This is a genomic window from Pleomorphochaeta sp. DL1XJH-081 (assembly GCF_049310885.1).
GTDB lineage: Bacteria > Spirochaetota > Spirochaetia > Sphaerochaetales > Sphaerochaetaceae > CAYZJV01.
Map to the genome: position 1 here is coordinate 91,501 of NZ_JBMDYO010000001.1, position 25,625 is coordinate 117,125.

Below are 25,625 nucleotides of genomic sequence, written 5' to 3' on the forward strand. Positions count from 1 at the left end.
CCGTAATTATTCCATACGTGCCATCTTTCGGAATTCACTATTCTTCGATACGAGCGTATCGAACGTTCCGGAATCCACAATGACACCTTTATCAATAATATATATCACATCGCAATCCCTTACAGTAGTAAGCCGATGCGCTATCATGATCAGAGTACGGTCCTTGGATGCATTTCCGATCGCCTGCATCACAGCACTTTCGGTCGCACCATCGAGAGCACTTGTAGCTTCATCCAGTACCAGCACGGCAGGATTATCATACAAAGCGCGGGCAAGAGCTATCCTCTGCCGCTGTCCCCCACTGAGACGTACACCACGTTCTCCGACTACTGTCTGATATCCTTTTTCCAATTGTGTTTCGACAAAGGTATCCAAAGCCGCAATTCGTGCTGCATTGCGCACCTTATCCATGTCGATAGCTTCATCAGATAATCCAAAAGCGATATTCCTAGCCAATGTATCATCGGAGAGGAAGATATCCTGTGGAACATATCCGATATTCCTCTGCCACGATGATACCGAATGTTCGGTCACTTCATTCCCATCGACTAACAATGCCCCCTCCTGGGGAAAGAGCAGACCAAGAAGGATATCCACCAAGGTAGTCTTTCCTGACCCTGTGCTTCCAACAAAACCGATGGTTTGGTTTTTCCTGATGGTCAAATCGATTTTCTCAAGTACCGGTATCGATGATAAGGGATAGGCATAGTGAACCTGCTTCAACTCGATCTCTCGATTGAAGGGCATAGCCATTGCTTCGGATTGACTAGCGGTTGCAGGATTGCTCATACCAAGTACCAGATCATCATGAAGGGTATCTAAGATTGCTTGGTTAAAATAGATACTTGTCAGGGCATGGAAGACCTTCTGCATTGCAGGGAGCATCCGATATCCGGCGAATGCGAATAGACTTACGAGAGGAATAACCTCATTTGCAGCACCCCGTATAAGAGTGAGGATCACTACCATGATGATAATTCCCCCGAATGCTATCGCCTCGAGTACATAACGGGGAATTTCGCTAACGGTCCTCACATAGGTTTCCATGCGGGTAAAATGTTTTGAGTAGCCCGAATAACGTTCTACGAAATGTGATTCTCTACCGAAGACTTTTGTAACTTTGATTCCCGAAAGGGCTTCCCCTGTCGTCTTGTATCGACCGCGATTGGCTTCAAGTCGTTCCAATCCTCCCCTTTTCACCCGTTTCTTCACACGATAATTTATTACAGCATAACTACCACCTAAAAGGACAAGGGCAATGAGAGTAGTAATGAAATCGGTAATGAACAACACGACAACCATGGCAAGAATGATTAGTGCATTCACGAAAAGCTCGAATAAGGGAATGAGCATATTGTTCGTCAATTGGTATACTTCAGCGAGAAGATTCTTTCCCAACGTCGAAGTATTCTGGTTGAGAAAATAGTCATAGGGTTTTGACAGATAGGTGGTAAGCAACCGACGGGAAAGGCTATGGTTCAGACCCATAACAAATTTGGTCTTAGCCCAGATGGTAAGGGCTGAGATTGTGTTTGACAGTATTATAAGGATCAGTATCACCAGTCCGAGGAAAATAATGAACTGATTGAAGTGAGAGAATCCCAATTTCACATACAGGAATTCCAAAAGTCGGTTCGATTGTACAAGCGACGGATCCATGACTAGATTCACGAAAGGAAAGACTGCCGCTACACCGATAACCTGAAATATGGACATGATCAGAAATAGGATGAGAAGGAGTATACTCTTGCGTTTCTGAACGGGATCGAGGATATCTTTTAGCTTCTTGACCAGCGAGCGTGGATGCAGTTTCATCGTTTGCCTCTTGTATCAAGGTAGAAAGACCAGGTGAAATAATCAATCGTTTCATCGAATATTTTCCGCATACTGATACTTGCACGCAGAAAATTTTCCCTCTACACTGAATCCACTCTTTTTAGAAGGTGGACCAATATCATCAACAACACAGTTACGAGACGGATAAAATGGGGCTTTGGTATCGGTGACTTAGGAGGAAACCTTTTTTTCACTACCATTGGGTTCTATCTTCTCTTTTATTTGACCGATATCGTCGGACTTTCGGCAGCCTTAGCCGGAACAGTATTGATGATAGGGAAAATATGGGATGCGGTAACCGATCCCATAACCGGCTATATTTCCGACAGGACCCGTTCTCGGTGGGGACGGAGAAGACCTTATATGTTCGTGGGGTCAATCATAGCATTCTTTACCATGGGACTCATGTTCACGAAACCTGCAATGGAATCCCAACTGCCGCTATTCTTTTATCTCACGGTATTATATTGCCTACTCAATACAGCTTATACCCTCGTAAATATTCCCTATGCCGCCCTTCTTCCCGAACTCACCGATGACTACAACCAAAGGACTATCCTGACTGGTTATCGAATGAGTTTTGCAGTCGTGGGAACATTTGTTGGTGCGGGAGCTGTCATGCCCTTAGTCAGCCTATTCACGAATCAGAGTCTCGGTTGGTCAGTAATGGGATATTTCATGGGAGCTGTGATGCTATTCACTACGCTGGTGACTATCTGGGCAGTTCGTGAGCCGGTACATTTGGAGGAACCTCCGACAACTGGTTTCCTACGGACCTATAGAGAAGCATTGAAGAGTCCTATTTTCCTGACAGCCCTTATCCCTTGGTCTCTCTTCATTATGGGAACATCAATGGTCCAAGGAGCATTAGTCTATTACTTCGCCTATATCTTCGGCGATGAGGCTTTGTTTCAGATAGCATTGGTAGCCCTACTCACCTTCAGTCTTGTATTCATTCCCATCTGGGTACGGATCTCCGAAAAAATCGGCAAGAAAAGATGTTATATGATTGGTATGGGTATCATGGGAATCGGGGTGATGGTGTTCTCCCTTTTGGGTGAAGCTATTGGCCCGATTGCATCTATTGTGGTAATGGCATTGGCCGGTATAGGGCTATCGACTCACTATGTGATGCCCCATGCGATTTTACCCGATGTTGTCGAACATGATGCTATTAACCATGGAAATATCCGCCGAGAAGGTGTGTTTTCCAGTCTTTGGACATTCTCAAGCAAGATTGGTCAAGCTCTCGCCCTCGCATTGAATGGCTGGATACTCGCACTATTCGCCTATACACCGAACGAACCGACAGCCCTCTCCGCGATCGGCATCAAACTTCTTTGTGGACCACTTCCGTTGGTTTGGTATATCATTGGCATCGTGGTACTAAATTACTATCCTATAGATAGTGAGTTCTATAGTCGAATGATGAAACAACGGAGTTGATGCATGGGCAACAGGAAGAAGCAACGTAATGTGAGCATCCCCCGGGCATCAGTAGGGAGAGGATTCGTAGAACCAAGGTATTCCGCGAAAGCGCGGAGTTTCATGATGATAGTCGGACCGTGGTACCTACGCCTGCTTGAAGGGGTAGGAAAAGTATATCTTCGTGATGAACAGCTTCTGATTGATGAGTTAGAACGTTTCTACAGTGGGGACCATAGGCTTATTATCGCATTCAGACATGTTGCGAAAGAAGATGCTCCCGTTATGATGTATACCTTGAGTAGAAGGATACAACGATTCATTCGAAAGCGGAATCGCAACAAACCGAAGGCTGAGAGGATCATCGCACATGCACAATTCCTTTATGGCAGTGATGTCCTCGAATGGGCTGGAAAAGCGGCAGCTTGGTTGTTTCCCAGGATAGGATGTGTCCCTGTGCAGAATCGTGGCGCAAACAAAAATGGTTTGAACATCCTGAGAAAAGCGATGCGTGAAGGTAAGTTTCCTATAGCATTAGCCCCCGAAGCCCAGGTTACTTATCAAATGTACATGTGTAGTTCCATAGCACCTGGAATTGCATCACTCGCTACATGGGGTGAGGAGAGTTCCAAAGAAGTAACTATTATCCCGATCTCACTCGGCTACCGCCATTCGGAAGAACCAGAGAACTTCATCCGTTCGGTATTGGCACGTTGGGAATCACAGACGGGTATCCCATTGGAGGGGCGTGATAAACATCCGATCCTCACGCTATTGCAGGAAGCTACGGTCAAAACGGTAATCATGCTTGAACAATTGTTTCAAATAGAGCTACCAACCGATTCTACCAGTACATTACGTGATAGAATATTGACTATCTGCGACAAAGCCCTTGTACAAGCGGAAAGCATGGCTGGACTTGATCGGGAAGGCTCTTTGCTCGATCGCGTATTCAGATTGCGCTATAGGGGTGTCGAGGATATCCACCCACAGGAGTTCAATCCAAAACATTTGTCCCCGGTTGGAAGAAGTATTGCAGATCGACATGCCATGGAGGCCCATATTTATCTCCGACACTCGCAACTGGTCGATGTGTTGGAATATATCGATCCCTCGTATATCGCAGCTCCCTGTTCAGCCGGGAGGGCTTGTGAATATGCATTGAACCTCTTGGATGTCACCAATCGACTTTCGGGTGGCAATATCAATACCCGCTATAGTCCTAGGGGGAAAGCGGCATTGGTCGATGTAGGAAAACCTATCAGACTTTCAAAGATACAAGCTAAGGGCACTGCTGGAAATAGAAAAAAGAGATTGCAGCAGATATCAGAAGCGGTGTCGGATAGCTTACAGGATGTTTCCCGTTCAATGGAAGGACATTGGGAAAATCGATATTTCGAATCCTAGAAAAGCAACTTGACAGAGCTCGAGATAATACTCTGTCAAGTTTTCCCCTTCCTTCTAAAGCAAATAATATTCTACACCGAAATAGGCGACAGCAGAGTCATCAGATACTCCGCGCCACCCTGAGAATTCGGCTCCTGCGTAGACATTGAGATTCTCGATCACGAAGAAACCGAGTTCTCCCCAGAGATTGAAATCGTACTGGTAAGCGGCTCCTTCCAACAAGCCATCCTGAGTGAAGAGGTTACTGGCTACAAGTTTTCCATAGAGCCCGGTAGTCAGATACAAACGATCACCATAGTAGCCAAATGAAGTATCCAAGATACCACTGGCATGCAATCCATAGGTATCGAACGATGAAGGTGCGACAAAAGCAGGAACCTTCAATTTTAGTTGTGTCTGGAGCCAGAAGCGCTCGCTCAATTGGGCCCCGGCTACCATCCTTCCGGCCAGAGCGCCATTGATTATCGTGGCGATATCGGCATCTTCAAGCAGATTCTCCACTACAGCTCCAGCTTCCAATCCCAAACCGAAACGCAGACCATCAACGAAGTCCCCGAAGTGGGGAATGACCGTCACTTCGGTAGCCCGATTATAGGGGTACCAATAAAAATGTCCCAATGCATCGATATATGTACCTGCAGTCTCAGCCTTATCGCTCGCAAGGGAGAGACCGGTATTCATGATCGCATCTTGGGAGCTATGGATACGATAGTTAAATCCCGCACCGACAGCAGGCCAGAGTGTATCGAATGCATCACCGATCACATAGGGAGCATCAACATATCCGTAAGCTGTGAAATTATCGGCAGAAGGCCTTCCAAATTCATAGTACAGATAAGGATTGAGGGTAAAATCGAGCTCGCTGGGAGTTCGTATATCGCGTAAATTACTTGCTTCCGCCCACATCCCTGCCCGCAATATCTGATCTGCGGCAAATAGAGGAGTAGCGAGCACAATCATGAGAACCAAAAGTATAATTGAAATTTTCTTCATGGTAACCTCCTACCGTTATGTATCTCTTTTCCTACTTATCCTATCACAATCGGTGATCCAGCACAGCAAAATTCTCTCGAGGTATCAAAAATATATCAGTATGTCGTCTACAATTGCTGTTGTGCCTTCTTGTGTGATTCCCATGCTTCCCGCATCTGTATTTTTCTCGATTCTACCGTAGGATTCCCACTATAGCGCCAAACTTCATCGATCAGTTCTAATGCCTGGTCGATCTGTCCAAAGGATTCCAGAATGATTGCGGCATTGTATCCTGAAGGGACATGCTTTGATTTTTTCCATTCGGCCAAGAATCCTTCAAGAGCAATTTGCAGACTTCCCTCTTTTGCTTCTAGATAAGCAGTCTCTACCCGAGGATTTTCCGGCTTGTTTGCCATGAGAGCTACCGACTTTGTTATCCATCGTGGTGCAACCAATTTGGCGAAATCACTGGAGAAACGATCGACCATGGGTCTTAGCCAATCGTAAAGAGATGGAGCAGAGAATGAATTGCTGGAATCGGGATCGATCTTGTAGGATTTCTCTTTTGCATCGGAGAAAGACCTGACTATAACTGTTTCACCGGTAGCAGTATCCTTAACAATGAATTCCACGGTTATTGCAACTTTCTGCATTACATGGTGGTGCAATACCTTCTGGGTTGTAGGCTCTCCCCCTTCTACTTCCGGGGGCAATACTTCAGTCTCCTCTTTGGCATAGACGTACTCATCTACATCAAGTCGTGAGACCCGAACCTGTAGCAGACCATCATATCCTAATTGTTTGAACTTGGCATATTGCAAGCCTATATCATCTGATGAGGGAGGAATGAGTAGAGAAAAATAATCGGCTTTGGTCAGATCACTTACGATTCGAGTAGTGAGATATTTTGCAATTTCCCGCTCTGTATTACCTCCAAAACCGGAGAATACCGTATAGGGAGAGGTTCCACTCATATCTTGGATAATCGTTGAAGGACTAGTGAATGCAGTGAATCTGTACGGTTCTGCTGAAACTATCGCAAGATTCTTATAATTGGCCATGTTGACCTCAGCAGGCACCATATAGCGCATAGTAACACTCGTAGCACAACCTACGCTTACCATGACTATACTCACCGTGAGAATCAAACCTACCATTACTCCACGCAAGCGATTCTTCATGGAATCCTCCTTTCCGATATGTGTTTATCCATTTGAAGCATATAACAATGCAAGTGAAACCGCAAGAAACAAACCGATTGAAATAGTAGCATGGAGAGATCTTGGTAAATGAACACTTAATCGAGCAAGCTATGATGGTATAAAGGGTACCGCTCGGCTTGATAACTGCGATATCCTTCGTAGGATTCACTATCGTCATTCGATATGGATATACGCAGTACCTCCTTCGCAGGAAAATCGTGTGTTACTTCCACTATCCTTGCCGATATTTTCATGGGATTGAGTGTATTATTAGCGAAATCAAATAACTCTACTGGTTCTCCGTCTAGATTGCGGGTTATTCCTCCAAAACAGATTAATCTATTGCCATTAGCTAAATAGTTAGCATCTCCAATGAAAGGGGTGAATGTTTCAGAACCGAGTTCTCTCCCATATTCCCAAACCTGTCTTACGGTCATATCTTGTTCATCAATCTCAAATTCCACTGCTCGGGAAAAATTCTCTCGGGGAGCTACAGGATCTGAATATGAACGTTCATTACCATTATCATAGACTAAGATCCTGCTGGTATTCTCAGGATGGAACATTGGAGCATGTTGCCCCCACTGCCAGGTAAACCCCTCCCCTAGCGGATCTAGTAAGTAACTTGTAAAGGGTTCTTCCCAGTGTTCATGGTTACCCAATATCCATATAGGCTCTCCGGTTTTCACATCCACTTTCACTACAGCACTTTGATCCCTTCCAGAGACGATAAAGCTCGAATCGGTTGGAGTATAGTCGATTCCGTTAAGATGCAGCCAGTCGGCAGGCTCCAGATTTCTCGGTTGTGGAGGTCGTTGTTGATCGAGAATTGCCCTGAAATCATACCCCTTCACGATTTCTCCAGTATTTCTATCTACTTCCACCACTCCGTCCTCGAAAGAGTTTGGAGCAGTACTCAGGATCAAAAAATTGCCATTTTCCATGATTGTCAGATCATGGTGGATTCCTGTTGGTACTTGTGCTCGTGTAGCGATCATTCTACCCAACATATCGATTTCAAAAAGCAGGTTATCGGGTTTTGTCGATGAAATGCTCCCCTGAATGAGCAGATTCCCATTGTCAAGCTGACGCAGAATATGGCCGATTTCTCCATCGTAATACCAACGGACATTTCCGTACCCATCAATAGCTGAAGGCAATGATGAGAAATTCCCATTTTCATCATAATGCCCCAGATGAAGGAACGTCATACCTTCTGCTATCTGATCAGGAAGCAATCGCTGCACCTTAATTTCTGGATACGCGGAAGGTAGTGGTTCCGTCCGGAGCGTAAGACTCCTCTCATAGATCTTACCATCCTCTGTAACCAATACAAAATCCACTCGATTAGCAAAGTCGGGATAGAGTCCTAAAATAGGTATTTCATGGTGGGTGGAAAAAGGTGCGAAGGTGACGACTATATCATCGTCGTTCCAGCCATGGACACGAAGTGTCGCCTGAGTCGGTTTTCGAGTATCGACTATAGCCAATGCACTGAGAGGCGCACGTTCGGCAAGCTTTGCCGAAATCCGGACTGACTGGAAAAGCAGGAGAGAGATACCAATTACTCCTGCTATCAGGATGACCAAAAAACCCAACTGTAGTTGTTTCTTCTTCATGGAAAGAGACTGTACAAGAATCCTTACTCCTTCGCAACATCTCCCAAGATCCACAACCAAGGAAAAAGCTTACTATGACATGGTAACTCTCGCCTTGAAAAATAAGACAAATCGACCTATAGTCAATCCAAATGAAAAAAATATACCTTCTTGCACTTATACCGGTAATCTTATGGTCTACAGCTTTCATCGGAGTAAAAAGTGGTCTCTCTTATGCTACTCCCATGGCATTCGCCGGTATCCGCTTCATGCTAGCTGGCGTCCTTCTTGCACTTTTTTTACATGATCCTAAAGGTCTTGTCATGCATACGGTAAGACATTGGAAATTGGTCCTCAAGACATCGGTCCTCCAGACCTCTCTGTTCTATGCCTTATACTACTATGGTATCGATCAGATTCCCGCATCTATCGCAGCTATTATTGTTGGAGCGATCCCTTTATTTTCCGCAGTATCTGCCCACATTTTCTTACACAACGAACATCTGAACGGAAGAAAGATCTTCAGTCTCCTAGCAGCTGTAGGCGGAATTGCGATCATTAGCTTGAGTAGGAACTCCACCCCGGAAACGGGAGATCTGCAGGTCTTGGGTATTGTGCTCATGCTTATAGCGGCAGTTAGCGAATCTTTGTTACAAGTAGTGCTTAAAAAGAATACCGAACCATACGATCCCATGAAATTGAATTCTGCACAGATTTTCATCGGTGGAGCAACTCTATTCCTTATATCGATTCCAGTGGAAGGAATGATGGATTTTAACCTTCCCTCTACCTTTTATATTAGCCTATTGTGGTTGAGCATGGTCTCTGCGATAGGATTTTCCATCTGGTACGGACTCATCCAAAGACCCGAAGTAAAGATTTCGGACCTGAATATGCTCAAATTCCTCAATCCTATTCTTGGAGCGGTATTGAGTTGGATTGTCATGGTAAACGACTCTCCTGACCTCTACAGCGTAATCGGTATGATTATCATCTCCGGTGCGGTATTGCTCTTCTACGCAAAAAAGCGGACACGGTAAAATTTAGGCTGCCACCTAGGTCTTTCGACTCCAGCAGCAGCCATAGTGCGATCCCGTTTGGGATTCTAGAGATATTCGGCTTTCCCCAATTGATCGCGTAGGCCGGACAGTTGCTTTTCAGTCGATGGCTTGTTGGGTAGGATTGGATTCCCTACTCCCAATCCCAACAGATTAGCATAATCCTTGGTAGCTACAGGAAAACTCGATTTATCCATCTGCAATCGGATGGGATTGAGTTTGTATTGTGCTTCGAGAGAACCAGGCAAATCTCCAGACACGTATTTATCATAAATTGAACAGACTAGTTTCGGCACGAAGTTTGCAGTCGTACAAACAGCTCCTACCGCTCCTACTGAAAGCCCTGCGTAAATAAGTGTATCTTTACCACACATGACTCTGAATCCGACATCGGCGTTTCTACGGATAAACTCCATGGTTTGTGTCATATCGCCACTGGAATCCTTCATTCCTACCAAATTCGGCAAAGAGTGAGCAAGATCCTCTACCGTCTCCTGACTAATACCATATCCGGTTCGACCAGGGTTGTTGTATAGGAGCACCGGTAATTCAGAGACCGCGTTGGCGATCGATCTGAAATGGGTTCTTAGCTCATCTTCACTTGGTTTGAGGAACATTGGCTGAAGAATGGAAACCCCATCTACTCCATGCCGGGCACCCATCTTGACGAGCCGAATACAGGTACTCGTACGTATTGCCCCCACACCCATGTAGACGGGAATTCTTCCTTTGACCTGATCGAGAATGATCCGGAGAACCTTCTCCATCTCTGCCTCATCGAGCATATAAAACTCACCATTTGAGCCAAAGGCCAGGATGCCTGAAATTCCACCATCGATCATATAGTCGATATGTTTTCGAAGAGTTTTTTCATCAATCTTCTCGTCAGCATCGACGGGTGTGACAATTGGTGGGATAATGCCCTTGATGAAATCGGTGTCCATAATCAATCCTCCGGTATTTCGTAGTTACTCATGAAGCGAGGGCAGGAAACATGTGATAGCCTCTTCGCCCCGAAGGGCGAAGCATGCATCTTCGTCTCCGAGACCTAGGGTTTGTCCTAGGTCTTCGTTACCAACTATTTTCCGATCTTGGTTCCAGAAACTTTTGCGTAGTACTTAGCAAGTCCGCTATGGTCATCCTGTCCGAATCCATCGGCATGCAAAGTCTCCATCATCTCTCTGACCGCTGCAGTCAAAGGAAGAGGAGAGCCAACACCGTGACCAGTATCCATAGCATTCGCCAAATCCTTGATATGGAGATCGATTTTGAATCCAGGCTTGAAATTACCCTCGATCATCATGGGAGCCTTTGCATTCATGACTGTCGAACCAGCCAGACCACCCTTGATTGCTTCGAACACAAGTTGTGGATCCACACCTGCTTTTTTCACCATGGTAAAGGCTTCTGCCACTGCTGCAATATTCAACCCTACGATAATCTGATTTGCTAACTTGGTAGTATTTCCAGCACCGATAGTGCCACAATGGACAGCAGAAGCACCCATTACAAGAAGAATGTCTTTCAATTCCTCAAACAGCGCTTTATCACCTCCAACCATGATAGCCAATGAACCATCTATAGCTTTGGGTTCTCCACCTGAGACTGGTGCATCGAGCATTTTAACACCCTTTGCGGCGCAAGCCTTCTCAATTTCCTGACTAGCAAGAGGAGCGATAGAGCTCATATCAACGAGTTTGAGTCCAGCTGAGGCTCCTTCTAGAACACCTTTCTCTCCCATGACAACACTCTTTACGTGGGGACTATTGGGAAGCATGGTGATAACCAATGGCACCTGTGATGCGACATCTGCGGAAGAAGAACCCGCTGTTGCGCCAGCGGTGACTAATTCATCCACATTTGCTTTCATGATATCGAAGACAACTACATCGTGTCCTGCTTTCAAAAGATTCTTCGCCATGGGCTTACCCATGATACCTAATCCAATAAAACCAATCTTCATATATACAACTCCTTAAAATAATTATCTGACCATACAAGGTTTCTTGCTGTCGAATTTCCAATCTGGAATAAGGTACTGCATTCCTACAGCATCATTCCTTGCTCCGAAAGGAAGCTTCGTATATACCTCATGTGCTTTCATGACCGCATCCATGTCGATATCAATACCCAGTCCAGGTGCATCCGAAACATGGATCTTACCGTCTTTTATCTGGTGCGGATTATGTGTAATGTACTGGCCATCCTGCCAGATCCAGTGGGTATCCATCGCTGTGATATTTCCTGGTGCGGCTGCCGCACAATGTGCGAAAATCGCTAGGGAGATATCAAAATGATTATTCGAGTGGGAGCCCCATGTAAGTCCCCAATCGTTGAGGACCTGGGCTATCCGTACGGATCCGGACATTGTCCAAAAATGGGGATCGGCTAAAACGATATCGACAGCCTTCTGACCCACTGCATGGTAGAATTGTCTCCAATCGGTAGCAATCATGTTGGTAGCGGTCGGAATACCAGTGCGCATCTTAAATTCGCTCATAGTCTCCCTTCCGGAATACCCAGCTTCTGTTCCACATGGGTCCTCAGCATAGGTAAGGCTACTACTCTTACAAAGTGCTACCGCTTCATCCAACTTCCATGCACCGTTGGGATCGATATTGATCCTAGCATCGGGAAAACGGGAGGCAAGCGCCTCTACAGCCTCCATCTCCTTCGCGCCTTCCAAAACCCCACCTTTCAGTTTGAAGTCTTTGAATCCGTAATACTCTTTTAATGCCTGAGCTTGTTCGACGATTGCACTACTATCCATAGCCGCGTTACGTCTGACTCGGAACCATGGATTGTCACTGGCACTCTCATCAATATAGGGAAGGTCTGTCTTCTTTTTATCCGCTTGATAGAACAAATATCCAAGAACAACAACGTCGTCCCGTTGTCTACCGTCTCCGAGTAATTCACAAACCGGCATATTGAGAAATTTACCCCAGAGATCTAGCAATGCACTCTCTACCGCAGTCTCCGAATGGACTACATCCTTCAGATTAGCCAATGAGAGGTTTTGCAGCCCTTCACTATTACGTGAACGGGTGTTATGCCTATCGGTGAGAGTCTTCAGAATCGAGCGATACTCGCTGATCTGTCGACCTACGACAAATGGAACTGATTCCTCGAGTGCTTGAGTAATTGCCTCACCACCGTGTACTTCTCCCAGACCGGTGTTTCCAGATGAATCCTTCAATATAACAATATTGCGTGTGAAGAACGGAGCATGTGCTCCACTGAGAGATAGCAACATGCTGTCATTACCTGCGACAGGAATCACCAACATTTCAGTTACAACAGGAAATGTCTCCTTCTTACCCATTTTCAAACTCCTTTAGCTCGTTTCGATGCACGATATTGTTTGATCAAAGTCGTTGCGAGCGATAGCACGGTGAGGAGAAGGAACATGCCGCTGATAGGCCGGGTGAACACTTCCCAGAAATTACCGTTGGAATATTCCAACCCACGTCGCAAATTGGTTTCCAATGCACCCTCGAGAATGAATCCAAGGATGAATGGAGGTACAGGGATCTTAAATCGGGACATCAGCAAGCCGATAACACCGAACAACAGCAATCCCCACATGTCGAAGACTCTATTACCCAGTGCGTATGCTCCGATACTGCAGAGAACAACGATGAGGGGTACCAGAATATGGGTGGGAACCTTGAGTATCTTTACGAACATCCTCATTCCTGCCCACATCATGATTGCCATGAATACGGTGGCTAGCAACATGGATCCGAAGATATTGTAGACCAGATCTCCGTTCTGCTGGAAAAGGAGTGGGCCTGGAACCATACCATGGAGCATGAATCCACCGAGGAGGATCGCAGTCGCTCCATCTCCCGGGATACCGAGGGTCAGCAGGGGAATCATCGCACCACCTATGGAGGCGTTGTTGCTTGATTCGGAGGCTATGATACCATCGGGTATTCCGGTTCCGTACTTTTCCGGATGCTTGCTTGCATTCTTTGAGACCGAATATGCAATGATGTTGCTTGTCGAACCACCAATACCGGGAAGGATACCGATACCTAGACCTACGAGGGAACTGCGGATGAGATTGATCCAGTTGCCTTTCAGATCATGCAATGAAAAGCCCAACCCCTTCATCTTGTAATTGAGGACCTTGACCGGAGGGCGCTTGGAAGATGCGGAAGAAAACACTTCGCTGATCGCATACAGCCCGACGAGTACCACCAGAAGGTGGAAACCACTGGTGAGCTGCAAGCTTCCAAAAGTATATCGTCTAGCGCTATCGATGGGAGAGAGTCCGATCGTAGCGAACATCATTCCGAACAAGGCACTGAGTAAACCCTTTACTATAGATTTTCCGGTAAGTGCGGAAATGAGGGTCAGTGCGAAGAATGTAACTGTGAAATATTCCCAAGGTCCGAACTTCAATGTGAGGATAGCCAAGGTCGGTGAAAGCAGAGTCATAACGATGACTCCGATCAATGTTCCAACCAATGAAGCGAAAACACCTAATCCGAGAGCCTTTCCTGCCAAACCCTTCTTGGCCATCGGGGACCCCTCAAAAGTAGTCGCGATAGATGCGGGAGTACCCGGAATATTGAGCAGGATCGCAGAGATAAGTCCACCCGAAGTTCCTCCGATATATATGGCGGTAAGCATCGATAGACCGACATTGCTTGCCATCACATAAGTGACAGGCAGGAACATCGATAAGCCTGCCACAACGGTGAGACCCGGAAGAGCCCCGAAAATGATTCCGACCATTACTCCAAGGAAAACCATTCCTATACTCATGGGATCGGCGAATACCGCCGCAAAACCAGATAGTATCAACTCAAACATATAACTCTTCTCCTATCCTAGAATCCCTTTGGGAAGAAATAGTGAAAGATATTTCGTGAAAACGAAATAAATTACTACCGATGCGCCAATGGAGAAGAGAATGATGAACGTTCTCCATTTTTTCCTCTCTTCGTCTTTTACCAGCAAGAGGGACTCACTCATGAGGAAAAAAATACTCGAAAGTATGAATCCCACCTTCTGGTACGCTACGATATAGATCATAAGGAACAACAGGGAAAGAATTAGCTTCACCGGTAAAATGGAGTCGATCCGTTGTATGACAGTCCCCTTTGGCGTATCGACACACGCGACTTCATCAGGATCACAGACTTCTTGCACCTCATCGACAGGATCTGCGGATGAAGTCATTTTCATCTTATGTTCTTTCACTAGGATCGTGATAATCTGGATGGATGACAAAATCCCTGCGAGAAGCCCTATCAGGAGAGGAACTGAACGTGAATCCAGGCCTCTATTCCCGAACGGAGTAAATGTCGAAATGGTTGTCGTTCCGATCATATAGGCGACTGACAGAACCAAGAAGAATATTCCTACTCCCAGTTCTTTTTTTGAATCACTGTTCATTTCAGTTAAGCTCCTATTCGATAGACATTGAACTGGCCTGAAACAATTCCAGGCCAGTTATTCGTACCTGATGGTGATCAGGTATAGGTTTATTTGCCCTGGAGCACGTCACTGATGGCCATGAGCTCATCACGTTCGGTATACCAGTGTGCATTAGAATCTTCGACATTCATCCATGTGGGTGGCTGGAATGCCTTCTTCATTTCTGCTCTGTACTCTTCGTTGTTGTTGATGATTTCGCCAACTGCGTTAGAGAACTTCTCCACGATTGCCTTGTCGGTACCCTTGGGGAAGATCATGGTGTTGAGATAGTCATAACCGGCACTGACACCAGACTCACGAAGGGTCTTCACGTTGGGGATCAATTCGGAACGGCTGTTACTAGCACTAGCGACGATCTTCAATGTTCCATTGTCGACATAATCCTTGATCTGACTGTAGTTAAGAGGAACGATATCGGCATGTCCACCCAAAACCAACTGAAGTCTTTCACCACTACCACCAGAAGAAACGATGTTCAAGTCTGCGCCGGCATTCGTCAAACCGATTGCAATCCACATGGTCGAAGCACCGGTATTAGCAGTCAACTTGACTTTACCAGGGTTCTTCTTGGAATAAGCGATGAGCTCTTCGGTGTTGTTGAAAGGAGCGTCGGCGAGAGAGACCAATACTTCAGGAGAAGCCTTGGAGAATACCGAACCCATTTCGAAATCCTGGATACCATAGTCAGCCATTCCTGCAGCCTCGGCAATTGAAAGGGAGAGCTGGTGCACCAAGATGGTATAACCGTCAGCCTTTGCATCCTTGACCTGGGCAGCACCGATTGTTCCACCGCTTCCGGGAACGTTGGTTACAACAACAGGCTGGCCGAGAACCTTGGGAAGATATTTCGCAATGGCACGGGCGTTGAAGTCCGAGTTACCACCTGCAGCGTACGGTACGATCAAATTGATTGCCTGTGATGGATACTTTTCTACAGCATCCGCAGGAGCACCCTCTTCCTGTCCCTGTGCACCTACGAATGAGAGAGCAAGGAAAAGGACCATAAGCAAAACGAGTAATTTCTTCATTTTCTTCCTCCGTGTAATGTACCTACCAATTTTGGTTAGGTATTTTCTTGATTTACTCACAAATACTATAATGCTATTTTATAATTGTCAAACATTATTTGATTTTTTATAACCCTATTATATTTAACGAACCAAACATGGGCTCTTTGAATCAAACTTCCAGCCAGGAATGAGGTACTGCATACCTACCGCATCATCCCTACCTCCGAGACACTGCTCGTTGTAAAGAGCATTGGCTACCATGATACGTTCCATATCGACATCGACCCCTAGACCAGGTTTTTCGGGAATAGTCACAAAGCCATCCACAATCTTCAATGGTTCGACCGTAAGACGTTCAGTTCCCTCCTGCCAGATCCAATGGGTATCTATGGCATTCAGCTTCCCGGGAACAGCTGCTGCAGTATGGCTAAACATAGCTAGAGAGATGTCGAAATGGTTGTTTGAATGTGAACCCCAAGAGAGTCCAAACATGTCGCACATCTGGCCAACTCTGACAGAACCCTCCATTGTCCAGAAATGAGGATCTGCAAGAGGAATGTCAACTGACTGGAGCATAATTGAATGGGCCATCTGGCGCCAATCTGTGGCTATCATATTGGTCGCGGTCGGCAATCCGGTAGCCCTTCTGAATTCAGCCATCACCTCTCTACCACTGAAAGTCCCCTCAGCTCCGCAGGGATCCTCACAATAGGTGAGTACATCATGGAGGTCCTTACAGAGTTCAATTGCCTCGGCAAGTTTCCACCCACCGTTAGGGTCAATGGTAATCCGTGCATCAGGGAATGCTTTTTTCAAGGCTCTGACTGCCTCAATCTCCTCCTTTCCTGCAAGAACACCACCTTTAAGCTTGAAATCGTCAAATCCATAGAGGTCCTTGCTTGCCTTCGCCAGCGCTACAATCGCATCCGGCGAGAGAGCCTCTTCATGTCGGAGTCGGTACCAATCGACCGAAGAATCTTCCTCTCCGATATATGGCAAATCGGTCTTTTTCCGATCAGCTACATAGAAGAGATATCCAAGCATTTTAACTTTGTCACGTCTTTGGCCGTCTCCAAGCAATGCCGCGACAGGAACTCCCAGATGCTTTCCAAGAAGGTCGAGCAATGGAGCTTCAACAGCAGTCACTACATGGACCCCGGTGCGAAGATCGAATGTCTGGGCACCACGGACGTCATCATCTTTACCTGACATGGATTGCTGAACGGAAAGCAACGTATTCTTATACGCTCCAATCGAGGTACCGACAACCAAGTGCTTGATACCGAGTAATGCCTTGGTAATCTTCTCTCCTCCAGGTACTTCACCGATTCCGATATTGCCTGCACTGTCCTTGAGCACCACGACATTCCGCGTAAAGAATGGAGCGTGGGCACCACTGAGATTTAGTAGCATGGAATCGTGACCAGCGACTGGGAAAACTTCCATGGATTCAACGATAGGGGTTTTCATGTTTACCTCCAAACTGTTACTCTTTTCTGGCTCGCTAGGACCATTGCGAATCAATCCGGCTCACCCATGCAAGCGTATCGGCTGTTTTAATTTCTGTCAACTTTAATTTGATTTTTCATCTATTATTTATAATTTTATATAAAGCTTATTAATTTATATATTTCATCGAGTTTTAGAGCTGAATTAGTAAATTACTTACGATTTATGCATAAATATTACCAGAAAAGATAATTAACCATTCATCTTGACAATAAAAACCATATCAGGCACGCTATAAAAATCAAACCAACTTATATATTTTTATAAAGTTATTATTTTTCCACTTTGAATTTTCAATATGATGAGGTATAATTTATAATTATGGCAGATACTGAGACAAACAATTCGGACAAATACAATATCAAATCGGTTATGAGATGTTTTCAGATCCTAGATCTGGCGGCTTCCCGTGAGCACCCTCTCTCCATTCAAGACGTATGCGACTCTTTGGACATCAATACCAACATGGCCTTCAGGCTTCTTGCAAGTCTTGTTGCCTCAGGATATATGGTCAAAGATGATCATTCCGGTCAATATGCTACATCCCTTAAAAGTCTACAACTGTCACGGAATGCACTTGTATCACTGGAAATCAGAAAACTTACCATGCCATATCTCGAATTGCTCTGGAACCAGTATCCGAAGGCGAATATCAATATGGGCGTATTCAATTTGGATGAGATCTTAGTCGTCGACCGGATAGACAGTCTCAATCTTCCTAGGACGTACTTCACTCCGGGTAAAGCCCTTCCCTTTCACTGTACAGGGTTGGGAAAAATGCTCACATGTGAAATGGACGACTCTCAATTGGATGACCTTATTGCAAAAAAAGGTCTCAAAAGTTTCACCAGTAAAACCATTGTTGATCCTTCCGAGTTAAAATTGGAATTGGAAAAGGTACGCTTGGACCAGGTAGCCCGAGATAGGAATGAGTATATCCTTAAAGACAACTGTAATGCAGCCCCGATTCGTGACAGAACTGGAAAGATTATTGCTGCGATCAGCCTCTCCGCCTTTGAGAATTATATGTCGGTACAGGAGATCGAAGATACCATACCTGCTGTCCAAGAAACAGCCCGTAAGATCTCATATATGGCTGGTTATCATGACGGGCTTATCTAGCAGGTAACGTTAGGATCCATTACCGAACGAGCACAGAAAACGAAAGTTTGCTTGCAGACCATTCAGAACATTGCCAATCCCTCCCTCAAGAAAACCAAATCAGTTTAGGTAGTATGTGATATTTGCAACAAACGCTTGACTGTTCACAGGATCTTTCCGAATTTATATACATACATATATATCAGTGCGGTTATCGGAGAAGGGATTCTTCGATGATTTTGGTTGAGTTCCCAATTTGTAGCGGGTATAGTTTAAGCGTATTTCTTGCTGCAGATGCTTTTTGACAAGAGGAATTCCCAAGCACTACGGAGGACATCCATGAGTAAACAGGTTTTTCATGATCCAGATCCCGCAGAAACGACAGATTGGCTACAGTCATTGGAAGGTGTCATCAAACATGAAGGCGCCGATAAAGCGGACCACTTGCTCAATGAGCTTACCCACTCCGCGAGGAACCAAGGGGTCAACACTTCGCCAGGCGTAATCAGCCCGTATGTAAACACGGTAATACAAGATAAGGAAGCGAGTATCCCGAAAGACGATTCGTTGGTTGCGAGGAATGTATCTGCTTATGTCCGTTGGAACGCTATGGCCATGGTTGCAAAAGCAAACAAAGATGGAAAGGGGTTGGGCGGGCATATCGCCAGTTTCTCATCCTCTTCCGCAATCTATGAAGTTGGGTTCAACTGGTTCTTCAAAGGTCCCGATTCCGAATACGGTCCTGATCTAATATTCTTTCAGGGACACTCCGCTCCAGGGATGTATGCACGGGCTTTCGTAGAGGGAAGACTAACGGAAGAACAACTGACCAACTTTCGCAGGGAAGTTGGAGGAAAAGGACTATCATCCTACCCCCACCCTTGGCTTATGCCCGATTTCTGGCAGTTCCCAACAGTTTCTATGGGATTAGGTCCCATGATGGCAATCTACCAAGCCCGGTTCATGAAATATCTTGAAGCTCACGGACTCAAGGAAGTCGGTGATAGGAAAGTCTATATCTTTATGGGTGATGGGGAATCGGATGAACCCGAATCACTTGGAGCACTTTCGCTCGCCTCACGAGAGAAACTCGACAACCTCGTCTGTGTTGTCAATTGTAATCTGCAAAGACTCGATGGTCCTGTGCGTGGAAATGGGAAGATCATCCAGGAGCTGGAGGGCAAATTCCGCGGTGCTGGCTGGAACGTCATTAAGGTGATATGGGGTTCTGAGTGGGACTCTATCCTTGAACGAGATACCAAGGGGGTATTGCTGAAGAAGTTCGCCTCCATGGTTGATGGTGAATTTCAGACCATCCAATCCCGTGGCCCTGCTTACCTTCGGGAGAAGATTTTTGGAGACGATCCCTATCTGCAGGAATTAGTAGCCGACAAGAGCGACAATGAATTATGGCAGTTGACTCGTGGTGGCCATGATCCACGGAAAATTTATGAAGCATTTCATGCAGCTACACATCATAAGGGAGAACCTACAGTTATCCTGTTCAAGACGGTCAAAGGATATGGAATGGGTAAATCGGGTGAAGCATCAATGGGAACCCATAACCAGAAATCGATGGATCGAGAAGCACTTGTAGCATTTAGAGACCATTACCATGTGCCCGTTTCCGATGAAAAGCTTGAAGAAATGCCTTTTATTAAACCACAACCCGATAGTCCTGAGGCTGAATTCATAGCCCGCCGGAGACGTATCATGGGTGGCCCGGTACCCTATCGTAATCCAAAGGCAGAAAAACTTGAAATACCATCATTGAAAGACTTTTCTGATCTTACAGCCTCCTCAGGGGAACGAGAAATTTCCACCACCATGGCGTTTGTCCGCATGCTTACAAAACTGGTGAAGAATAAAGAGATCGGGAAAAGAATTGTTCCAATCGTACCCGATGAGGCTAGGACATTTGGCATGGAAGGCCTTTTCAGACAACTTGGCATCTATGCTCCCACGGGACAGCTCTATGAGCCACAGGATTCCGAGAGCCTCATGTGGTATAAGGAAGACGCAAAAGGCCAGATCCTTGAAGAAGGTATTACAGAAGCCGGTGCCATTTCATCTTGGATTGCTGCAGGCACATCGTATGCGAACAATAATGTAACAATGATTCCTTTCTATGCATTCTACTCGATGTTTGGTTTCCAACGGGTCGATGACTTCATATGGGCAGCCGGCGACAGCAGGGCGAAAGGGTTCCTCATGGGAGCCACCGCTGGGCGAACGACCCTGAATGGAGAAGGTTTGCAACACGAAGATGGACATGGACTACTCATGGCAGCAACTCACCCTACCTGTATGGCCTATGATCCGACATTTTCCTATGAACTGGCGGTTATTATCCAGGATGGATTGAAGAGGATGTATGCGGATGATGAGGATATCTTCTATTACGTTACTTTGATGAATGAAAACTATTCTCATCCTGAGATGCCAAAAGGTAGTGAAGAGGGAATCCTGAAAGGCGCCTATCTTTTCAAAAAAGCGAAGACAACAAAGAAGTCCACTCCAACGGTACAGTTGATGGGTAGTGGAACCATTTTCCGTGAAGTCCTTGCCGCAGCCGATATACTAAAAGAAGAATTCGGTGTCGAATCGGATATCTGGAGCATTCCTGGTGTAAACCAGCTTCATCGTGATGGAGTGGAGACCGAACGGTATAACCTGACCCATCCAGAGAAGAAACAACGAATTCCCTATCTTACCCAAATCATGGATGGACATGAAGGGCCTGTGGTGATCAGCACCGACTATATCAGGGCATATCCTGAACAAGTTAGACGGCTCATCCCTCAGGAGAAGGTAACTATCCTTGGTACCGATGGCTTTGGAAGAAGTGATACCAGGGAAGCCCTGAGACGATTCTTCGAAGTTGATCGATACTATATCGTTCTTTCTGCACTGAAGAATCTGGCGGATCTTGGCTCGATTCCTGCGAAAACAGTCCAGGAAGCGATCAAGAAGTTTGATATCGATGTTGATAAACCCAACCCATTGTTGAGCTGAGGAGGCACTGATCATGGCAGTCAAACAGATAACAGTACCTGACATCGGTGATTTTTCCGATGTCGCTATCATCGATGTATATATCTCCGAGGGAGATACGATAGCAATCGATGATCCAGTGATAGCACTTGAGAGTGCCAAGGCAGTGACCGATATCCCATCACCTTTCGCAGGAACGATCAAAAAGGTCCATGTGAAAGAGGGAGATCTGGTTTCAAAGGATTCCTTGCTTGCCGATATCGAAGTCGAAGAAGAGGAAGGACAGTCTACTGAAGAAAAGGAACCTGAGAAAAAGGAGGAACCGAAAGAGGAACCTCCTAAGGAAGAACCCGAGAAGCAAGAAGAGCCTTCAGAGAAATCGGAAACAAAGCAGGAGAGCACACCTAAAAAGAGTGATAAGGATTTAGTAAATTCACAAAAACCTGGAGCAATCTACCACGCGACCCCATCTGTCCGACAATATGCTCGTGAATTGGGGGTGGACTTAGCTTCTGTCGAAGGTTCTGGCCCACATGGAAGAATTCAGAAAGAAGATGTGCAACAACTGGTGAAACGGGTGATTAAAAGTGGCGGTGGAGTTGTCGGAACTCCAAGTCAGATGGAATTGGAGGATTTTTCCGTATACGGAGAAGTCTCACGCAAGCCATTGACCAGAATACAGAAAATCAGCGGTCCTCACTTGCAGAAAAGTTGGCAGACCATTCCATTGGTTACCCAATTCGATGAAGCGGATGTGACAGAACTCGAAGCATTCAGACACACACTCAAGAACGAGATGTCCAGATTGCCAAAAGAGGAGCAGGTCAAGATCAGTATCCTCCCCTTTGTGGTAAAAGCTGTCACTACAGCCTTGAAGGTATTCCCCGAATTCAATGCCTCGTATGATGGAGCAAATGGGGAGTTGATTCTGAAACACTACTATCATATTGGAATTGCCGTTGACACTCCTGATGGCCTTATGGTCCCAGTTCTCAGGGATGCGGACCGGATGGGGGTAAAGGAAATAGCGGCGAATTTGGCAGATCTTGGAGAACGTGCCAGAGTGGGAAAATTGAAAAGCAAGGATATCTCTGGAGCCAGTTTCAGTATCTCAAGTCTGGGAGGCATTGGAGGAACAGCATTCACTCCTATCGTGAATCCGCCTGAAGCAGCCATTCTTGGACTCTCAAAGATTACAAGGAAACCGGTTTGGGATGGTGAAGGATTCACCCCACGTGATATGTTGCCGCTCTCCCTTTCGTATGACCATAGGGTGATTGATGGTGCCCTCGGAGCTCGGTTTGTAACGTATCTTTCTTCACTACTCGGTGATATTAGACGAATTCTGGTTTAGGAGGAGGACAACATGAAAGAGTTGGAACGTGATCTTGTAGTCCTCGGTGGAGGACCTGGAGGCTATAGTGCAGCCTTTCGGGCTGCTGATCTGGGAAGGGCTGTCACTCTTATAGAAAAAGAGGATATCCTTGGAGGAGTTTGTCTGAATGTTGGATGCATACCATCGAAAGCCCTTCTGCACCTTACTGAAGTAATGGCTGATGCAGAGGAGCTCTCATCCGCAGGAGTAGTCTTCCAGAAAGCGGACGTCGATCTTAAAAAGGTGCGCTCACATAAGGAATCTATCGTAGGTACACTTACCGGTGGACTCGATGGATTGTGCAAAGCGAGAAAAGTCGAAAGGATTACCGGAGAAGGAATGTTTGAATCTGATTCCGTCCTTGTAGTCAAAACAAAAGATGAAGAGCTGAAGATTAGTTTCAAGGACCTCATCATCGCAGTAGGATCGAGACCGGTGCAGATACCGGGCATTCCCTACGAAGATGAGAGGATTTGGGATTCCACAAAAGCCCTGGCTCTGGCTGAAATCCCCAAACGAATGCTGATCATCGGAGGGGGAATCATTGGATTGGAGATGGCTGCAATCTACCATGGTCTAGGTAGTGAAATAACCATAGTGGAAATGACCGACTCCATCATACCTCCTGCAGATAAGGACCTGAAACAACCTCTGCTCAAGAAGATCAAGAAACAGTATTCAGCTATCCACACATCTACAAAAGTTACCCAAGTAAAAGCCACGAAAAAACAGCTAACCGTAAGTCTGGAGGGTGAAAAGGCACCTTCCGAGGTAGAAGCGGATGTGGTTCTCGTCGCTGTCGGTAGAAAAGTGAATTCCGATGCCATTGGAATCGATAAGACTTCCATCGAAATGGATAAACGGGGTTGGATTGTAACCGATGAGAAACAAAGGACGAATGTTGCCCATGTGTTCGCTATCGGAGATGTGACTGGTGATCCCATGCTTGCCCATCGTGCTGCGCATCAAGGCAAAGTAGCGGCAGAAGTAGCAACCGACCTCCCCTCTGCATTCACACCCATGGGAATTCCATCGGTAGCCTATACCCAACCGGAAATCGCATGGATCGGACTTACCGAACGAGAGGCTAAGGAACGCAATATTCCCTACAAGAAGGCTTCTTTCCCTTGGCAGGCAAGTGGTCGGGCACTTAGTGCCATGGCAACCAACGGTGTAAGCAAAGCCCTCTTCGATCCTGAAACAGGAAGACTGCTGGGAGCCGGTATCACTGGTAAGAATGCAGGCGAACTCATCGGAGAAGCTATCTTGGCACTAGAGATGGGAGCTGTGGCGGAGGATATCGCATTGACCATCCATCCCCACCCCACATTGAGTGAGACATTCGCTCTTGCCGCCGAACTCGCCGAGGGAACAGCAACCGATACATTGAATAAATAATCTCATCATCTACCTACTCATAAAATCAGGGAGGCTGGAATACAGCCTCCCTTGAGTATCTTGAATCTTTGAAGTGTTACTTATTGCCGTTTTTAAACGCCTGAGCTACAGAGATGGTTCTCTTAGCCTGATGTTTCACTGCAGGTTCTACATCTCCGACTATCTTTCCATCCTGGCCAATAGTAGCCGAAGTCCCGTAGGGGTTTCCACCGGCTCCAAACAATACAGGGTCAGTATAACCTGGAGCTGCTACCAAAGCACCCCAGTGGTACATCACAGTATAGAGGGAGAGGATCGTAGCCTCCTGCCCGCCATGGGGATTTTGTGCAGAGGTCATTGCACTGACAACTTTATTGATAGTTTTGCCTTGAGCCCAAAGACCTCCCATGGTGTCCAAAAATTGCTTCATCTGTGATGCCATGACTCCAAATCTTGTCGGAGTACTGAAGATAATCGCATCTGCCCAATCCAAGTCATCCGCTGTTGCAACCGGAATATCCTTTGTCGCTTCAACCGTTGCCTTCCATGCAGGGTTCCCATCGATTACCGATTGTGGTGCAAGCTCCTGCACTTTCAAGAGCTTAACATCGGCACCCGACTCTTTAGCCGCTTCTGCTGCCCACTTTGCCATTTGGAAGTTTGAACCTCCCATACTATAAAAAACTATTGCCAATTTTACGTCAGCCATATCATTACTCCTTATATCATTATTCTCTATTTTTATTACTATATAGTAATATTAATTTAAAAAAACCGCCCCTTCCTATAGTGATCAAGTACCAGTGCCCAACTTTTTCAACAGCAGGATAAGCTCCTGTTTCTCTTGAGCATCCAAAACAGCGAAAATCTCTCCGATATTCTCTACATGTCCTCCAAAAGTACGATTCATTAGAGCCCTCCCCTTATCAGTTATCTGGATGAGACTTGCCCTTCCGTCTTTAGGATCAGGATATCGTGAGACAAAACCAATCTTCTCCAAATTCTCAATCACGACAGTCATATTTCCACCGGTTGATAGGGTACCCTCGATTATTTCCCGTATACGAAGATCTCCTTTATGGTAAAGAATCTCCAATACCCCGAATTGGGCAACGGTGAGACCAGCACCTTTTATGGTCTTCATCTCCCGCTTCCTTACAGATTGGAAACATCGTGAGAGTGCGACCAGTGTCTTCAAATTCAAATCGTTAGTTTCTCCATATGACTTTTTGGTCTTCATGATTTGAATATAATACTAATTAGTAATATAGTCAACCACTTCACCTATATTTGAAGCAAAACCGACTTCA

20 protein-coding genes are annotated in these 25,625 nt (G+C 45.9%); 7 read left to right on the forward strand and 13 right to left on the reverse strand.

Translation table 11 applies throughout. The features are described 5' to 3' along the window. Positions 1-6: 6 nt before the first annotated feature. On the reverse strand, positions 7-1,815 hold the full coding sequence (locus tag ACODJP_RS00430; RefSeq protein ID WP_422477334.1) for an ABC transporter ATP-binding protein: 1,809 nt from the start codon (positions 1,813-1,815) through the stop codon (positions 7-9). 141 nt (positions 1,816-1,956) lie between these two features. On the opposite strand from ACODJP_RS00430, the gene ACODJP_RS00435 reads away from it, so the two are divergent. Together ACODJP_RS00435 and ACODJP_RS00440 are read left to right on the forward strand one after the other, a co-directional pair. Then, positions 1,957-3,282 (forward strand): MFS transporter, encoded by a 1,326-nt coding sequence (locus ACODJP_RS00435; RefSeq protein WP_422478819.1) that lies wholly within the window; start codon positions 1,957-1,959, stop codon positions 3,280-3,282. Positions 3,283-3,285: 3 nt separating this feature from the next. Then, positions 3,286-4,668 carry a hypothetical protein gene (locus ACODJP_RS00440; protein ID WP_422477336.1) on the forward strand — a complete coding sequence of 461 codons (1,383 nt, stop codon included), beginning with the start codon at positions 3,286-3,288 and terminating at the stop codon, positions 4,666-4,668. A 54-nt stretch (positions 4,669-4,722) separates the two neighbouring features. Here the strand turns inward: ACODJP_RS00440 and ACODJP_RS00445 are convergent, their stop codons facing one another. From ACODJP_RS00445 to ACODJP_RS00455, 3 genes are all read right to left on the reverse strand, one after another. Beyond that, positions 4,723-5,661, reverse strand: a complete 939-nt coding sequence (locus ACODJP_RS00445) for a hypothetical protein (protein ID WP_422477338.1) — start codon at positions 5,659-5,661, stop codon at positions 4,723-4,725. A gap of 107 nt (positions 5,662-5,768) precedes the next feature. Then, positions 5,769-6,821, reverse strand: coding sequence for a hypothetical protein (locus tag ACODJP_RS00450; protein ID WP_422477340.1), 1,053 nt, complete (start codon positions 6,819-6,821; stop codon positions 5,769-5,771). Between the two features lie 116 nt (positions 6,822-6,937). Further along, entirely contained in the window at positions 6,938-8,461 is a 1,524-nt protein-coding gene (locus tag ACODJP_RS00455) for an aryl-sulfate sulfotransferase (protein WP_422477342.1), read from the reverse strand. A 131-nt stretch (positions 8,462-8,592) separates the two neighbouring features. Between ACODJP_RS00455 and ACODJP_RS00460 the strand changes: the two genes are divergently transcribed. Continuing rightward, entirely contained in the window at positions 8,593-9,480 is an 888-nt protein-coding gene (locus tag ACODJP_RS00460; protein ID WP_422477344.1) for a DMT family transporter, read from the forward strand. 65 nt (positions 9,481-9,545) lie between these two features. Here ACODJP_RS00460 and ACODJP_RS00465 read toward each other — a convergent pair whose 3' ends face one another. The 7 genes from ACODJP_RS00465 to ACODJP_RS00495 all read right to left on the reverse strand — a co-directional run bounded on the left by ACODJP_RS00465 (position 9,546) and on the right by ACODJP_RS00495 (position 17,429). Next, positions 9,546-10,442, reverse strand: coding sequence for a dihydrodipicolinate synthase family protein (locus ACODJP_RS00465; RefSeq protein ID WP_422477346.1), 897 nt, complete (start codon positions 10,440-10,442; stop codon positions 9,546-9,548). Between the two features lie 134 nt (positions 10,443-10,576). Continuing rightward, positions 10,577-11,461, reverse strand: coding sequence for a 2-hydroxy-3-oxopropionate reductase (gene garR, locus ACODJP_RS00470; RefSeq protein ID WP_422477348.1), 885 nt, complete (start codon positions 11,459-11,461; stop codon positions 10,577-10,579). Positions 11,462-11,482: 21 nt separating this feature from the next. Then, complete coding sequence (locus tag ACODJP_RS00475; RefSeq protein ID WP_422477350.1) at positions 11,483-12,823, reverse strand: enolase C-terminal domain-like protein; 1,341 nt, start codon at positions 12,821-12,823, stop codon at positions 11,483-11,485. Between the two features lie 2 nt (positions 12,824-12,825). Further along, a complete protein-coding gene (locus ACODJP_RS00480; protein WP_422477352.1) occupies positions 12,826-14,322 on the reverse strand; it encodes a tripartite tricarboxylate transporter permease in 1,497 nt (498 codons plus the stop codon). Between the two features lie 12 nt (positions 14,323-14,334). Continuing rightward, positions 14,335-14,907, reverse strand: a complete 573-nt coding sequence (locus ACODJP_RS00485; RefSeq protein ID WP_422477354.1) for a tripartite tricarboxylate transporter TctB family protein — start codon at positions 14,905-14,907, stop codon at positions 14,335-14,337. An 89-nt stretch (positions 14,908-14,996) separates the two neighbouring features. Continuing rightward, positions 14,997-15,977, reverse strand: coding sequence for a tripartite tricarboxylate transporter substrate binding protein (locus tag ACODJP_RS00490; RefSeq protein WP_422477356.1), 981 nt, complete (start codon positions 15,975-15,977; stop codon positions 14,997-14,999). A gap of 123 nt (positions 15,978-16,100) precedes the next feature. Beyond that, a complete protein-coding gene (locus ACODJP_RS00495) occupies positions 16,101-17,429 on the reverse strand; it encodes an enolase C-terminal domain-like protein (protein WP_422477358.1) in 1,329 nt (442 codons plus the stop codon). A 360-nt stretch (positions 17,430-17,789) separates the two neighbouring features. On the opposite strand from ACODJP_RS00495, the gene ACODJP_RS00500 reads away from it, so the two are divergent. The 4 genes from ACODJP_RS00500 to lpdA all read left to right on the forward strand — a co-directional run bounded on the left by ACODJP_RS00500 (position 17,790) and on the right by lpdA (position 24,336). Then, entirely contained in the window at positions 17,790-18,590 is an 801-nt protein-coding gene (locus ACODJP_RS00500) for an IclR family transcriptional regulator (protein ID WP_422477360.1), read from the forward strand. A gap of 318 nt (positions 18,591-18,908) precedes the next feature. Then, positions 18,909-21,584: a pyruvate dehydrogenase (acetyl-transferring), homodimeric type gene (gene aceE, locus ACODJP_RS00505; RefSeq protein ID WP_422477362.1), complete on the forward strand. Its 2,676-nt coding sequence runs from the start codon at positions 18,909-18,911 to the stop codon at positions 21,582-21,584. Between the two features lie 13 nt (positions 21,585-21,597). Beyond that, the gene (locus tag ACODJP_RS00510; RefSeq protein WP_422477364.1) at positions 21,598-22,917 is read left to right on the forward strand and encodes a 2-oxo acid dehydrogenase subunit E2; all 1,320 of its coding nucleotides are present in this window, start codon (positions 21,598-21,600) and stop codon (positions 22,915-22,917) included. Positions 22,918-22,929: 12 nt separating this feature from the next. Next, entirely contained in the window at positions 22,930-24,336 is a 1,407-nt protein-coding gene (gene lpdA / locus ACODJP_RS00515) for a dihydrolipoyl dehydrogenase (RefSeq protein ID WP_422477366.1), read from the forward strand. A 76-nt stretch (positions 24,337-24,412) separates the two neighbouring features. Here lpdA and wrbA read toward each other — a convergent pair whose 3' ends face one another. Both wrbA and ACODJP_RS00525 read right to left on the reverse strand, forming a co-directional pair. Beyond that, positions 24,413-25,024, reverse strand: a complete 612-nt coding sequence (gene wrbA / locus ACODJP_RS00520) for an NAD(P)H:quinone oxidoreductase (protein WP_422477368.1) — start codon at positions 25,022-25,024, stop codon at positions 24,413-24,415. Positions 25,025-25,108: 84 nt separating this feature from the next. Then, positions 25,109-25,555, reverse strand: coding sequence for a MarR family winged helix-turn-helix transcriptional regulator (locus ACODJP_RS00525; RefSeq protein ID WP_422477370.1), 447 nt, complete (start codon positions 25,553-25,555; stop codon positions 25,109-25,111). Between the last annotated feature and the right edge of the window lie 70 nt (positions 25,556-25,625).

Excerpts from the sequence above, each read along its gene's own strand:
- ACODJP_RS00430 (WP_422477334.1), bottom strand. The coding sequence starts at position 1,815 with ATGAAACTGCATCCACGCTCGCTGGTCAAGAAGCTAAAAGATATCCTC.
- ACODJP_RS00440 (WP_422477336.1), top strand. The coding sequence starts at position 3,286 with ATGGGCAACAGGAAGAAGCAACGTAATGTGAGCATCCCCCGGGCATCA.
- ACODJP_RS00445 (WP_422477338.1), bottom strand. The coding sequence starts at position 5,661 with ATGAAGAAAATTTCAATTATACTTTTGGTTCTCATGATTGTGCTCGCT.
- ACODJP_RS00450 (WP_422477340.1), bottom strand. The coding sequence starts at position 6,821 with ATGAAGAATCGCTTGCGTGGAGTAATGGTAGGTTTGATTCTCACGGTG.
- ACODJP_RS00455 (WP_422477342.1), bottom strand. The coding sequence starts at position 8,461 with ATGAAGAAGAAACAACTACAGTTGGGTTTTTTGGTCATCCTGATAGCA.
- ACODJP_RS00460 (WP_422477344.1), top strand. The coding sequence starts at position 8,593 with ATGAAAAAAATATACCTTCTTGCACTTATACCGGTAATCTTATGGTCT.
- ACODJP_RS00465 (WP_422477346.1), bottom strand. The coding sequence starts at position 10,442 with ATGGACACCGATTTCATCAAGGGCATTATCCCACCAATTGTCACACCC.
- garR (WP_422477348.1), bottom strand. The coding sequence starts at position 11,461 with ATGAAGATTGGTTTTATTGGATTAGGTATCATGGGTAAGCCCATGGCG.
- ACODJP_RS00475 (WP_422477350.1), bottom strand. The coding sequence starts at position 12,823 with ATGGGTAAGAAGGAGACATTTCCTGTTGTAACTGAAATGTTGGTGATT.
- ACODJP_RS00480 (WP_422477352.1), bottom strand. The coding sequence starts at position 14,322 with ATGTTTGAGTTGATACTATCTGGTTTTGCGGCGGTATTCGCCGATCCC.
- ACODJP_RS00485 (WP_422477354.1), bottom strand. The coding sequence starts at position 14,907 with ATGAACAGTGATTCAAAAAAAGAACTGGGAGTAGGAATATTCTTCTTG.
- ACODJP_RS00490 (WP_422477356.1), bottom strand. The coding sequence starts at position 15,977 with ATGAAGAAATTACTCGTTTTGCTTATGGTCCTTTTCCTTGCTCTCTCA.
- ACODJP_RS00495 (WP_422477358.1), bottom strand. The coding sequence starts at position 17,429 with ATGAAAACCCCTATCGTTGAATCCATGGAAGTTTTCCCAGTCGCTGGT.
- ACODJP_RS00500 (WP_422477360.1), top strand. The coding sequence starts at position 17,790 with ATGGCAGATACTGAGACAAACAATTCGGACAAATACAATATCAAATCG.
- aceE (WP_422477362.1), top strand. The coding sequence starts at position 18,909 with ATGAGTAAACAGGTTTTTCATGATCCAGATCCCGCAGAAACGACAGAT.
- ACODJP_RS00510 (WP_422477364.1), top strand. The coding sequence starts at position 21,598 with ATGGCAGTCAAACAGATAACAGTACCTGACATCGGTGATTTTTCCGAT.
- lpdA (WP_422477366.1), top strand. The coding sequence starts at position 22,930 with ATGAAAGAGTTGGAACGTGATCTTGTAGTCCTCGGTGGAGGACCTGGA.
- wrbA (WP_422477368.1), bottom strand. The coding sequence starts at position 25,024 with ATGGCTGACGTAAAATTGGCAATAGTTTTTTATAGTATGGGAGGTTCA.
- ACODJP_RS00525 (WP_422477370.1), bottom strand. The coding sequence starts at position 25,555 with ATGAAGACCAAAAAGTCATATGGAGAAACTAACGATTTGAATTTGAAG.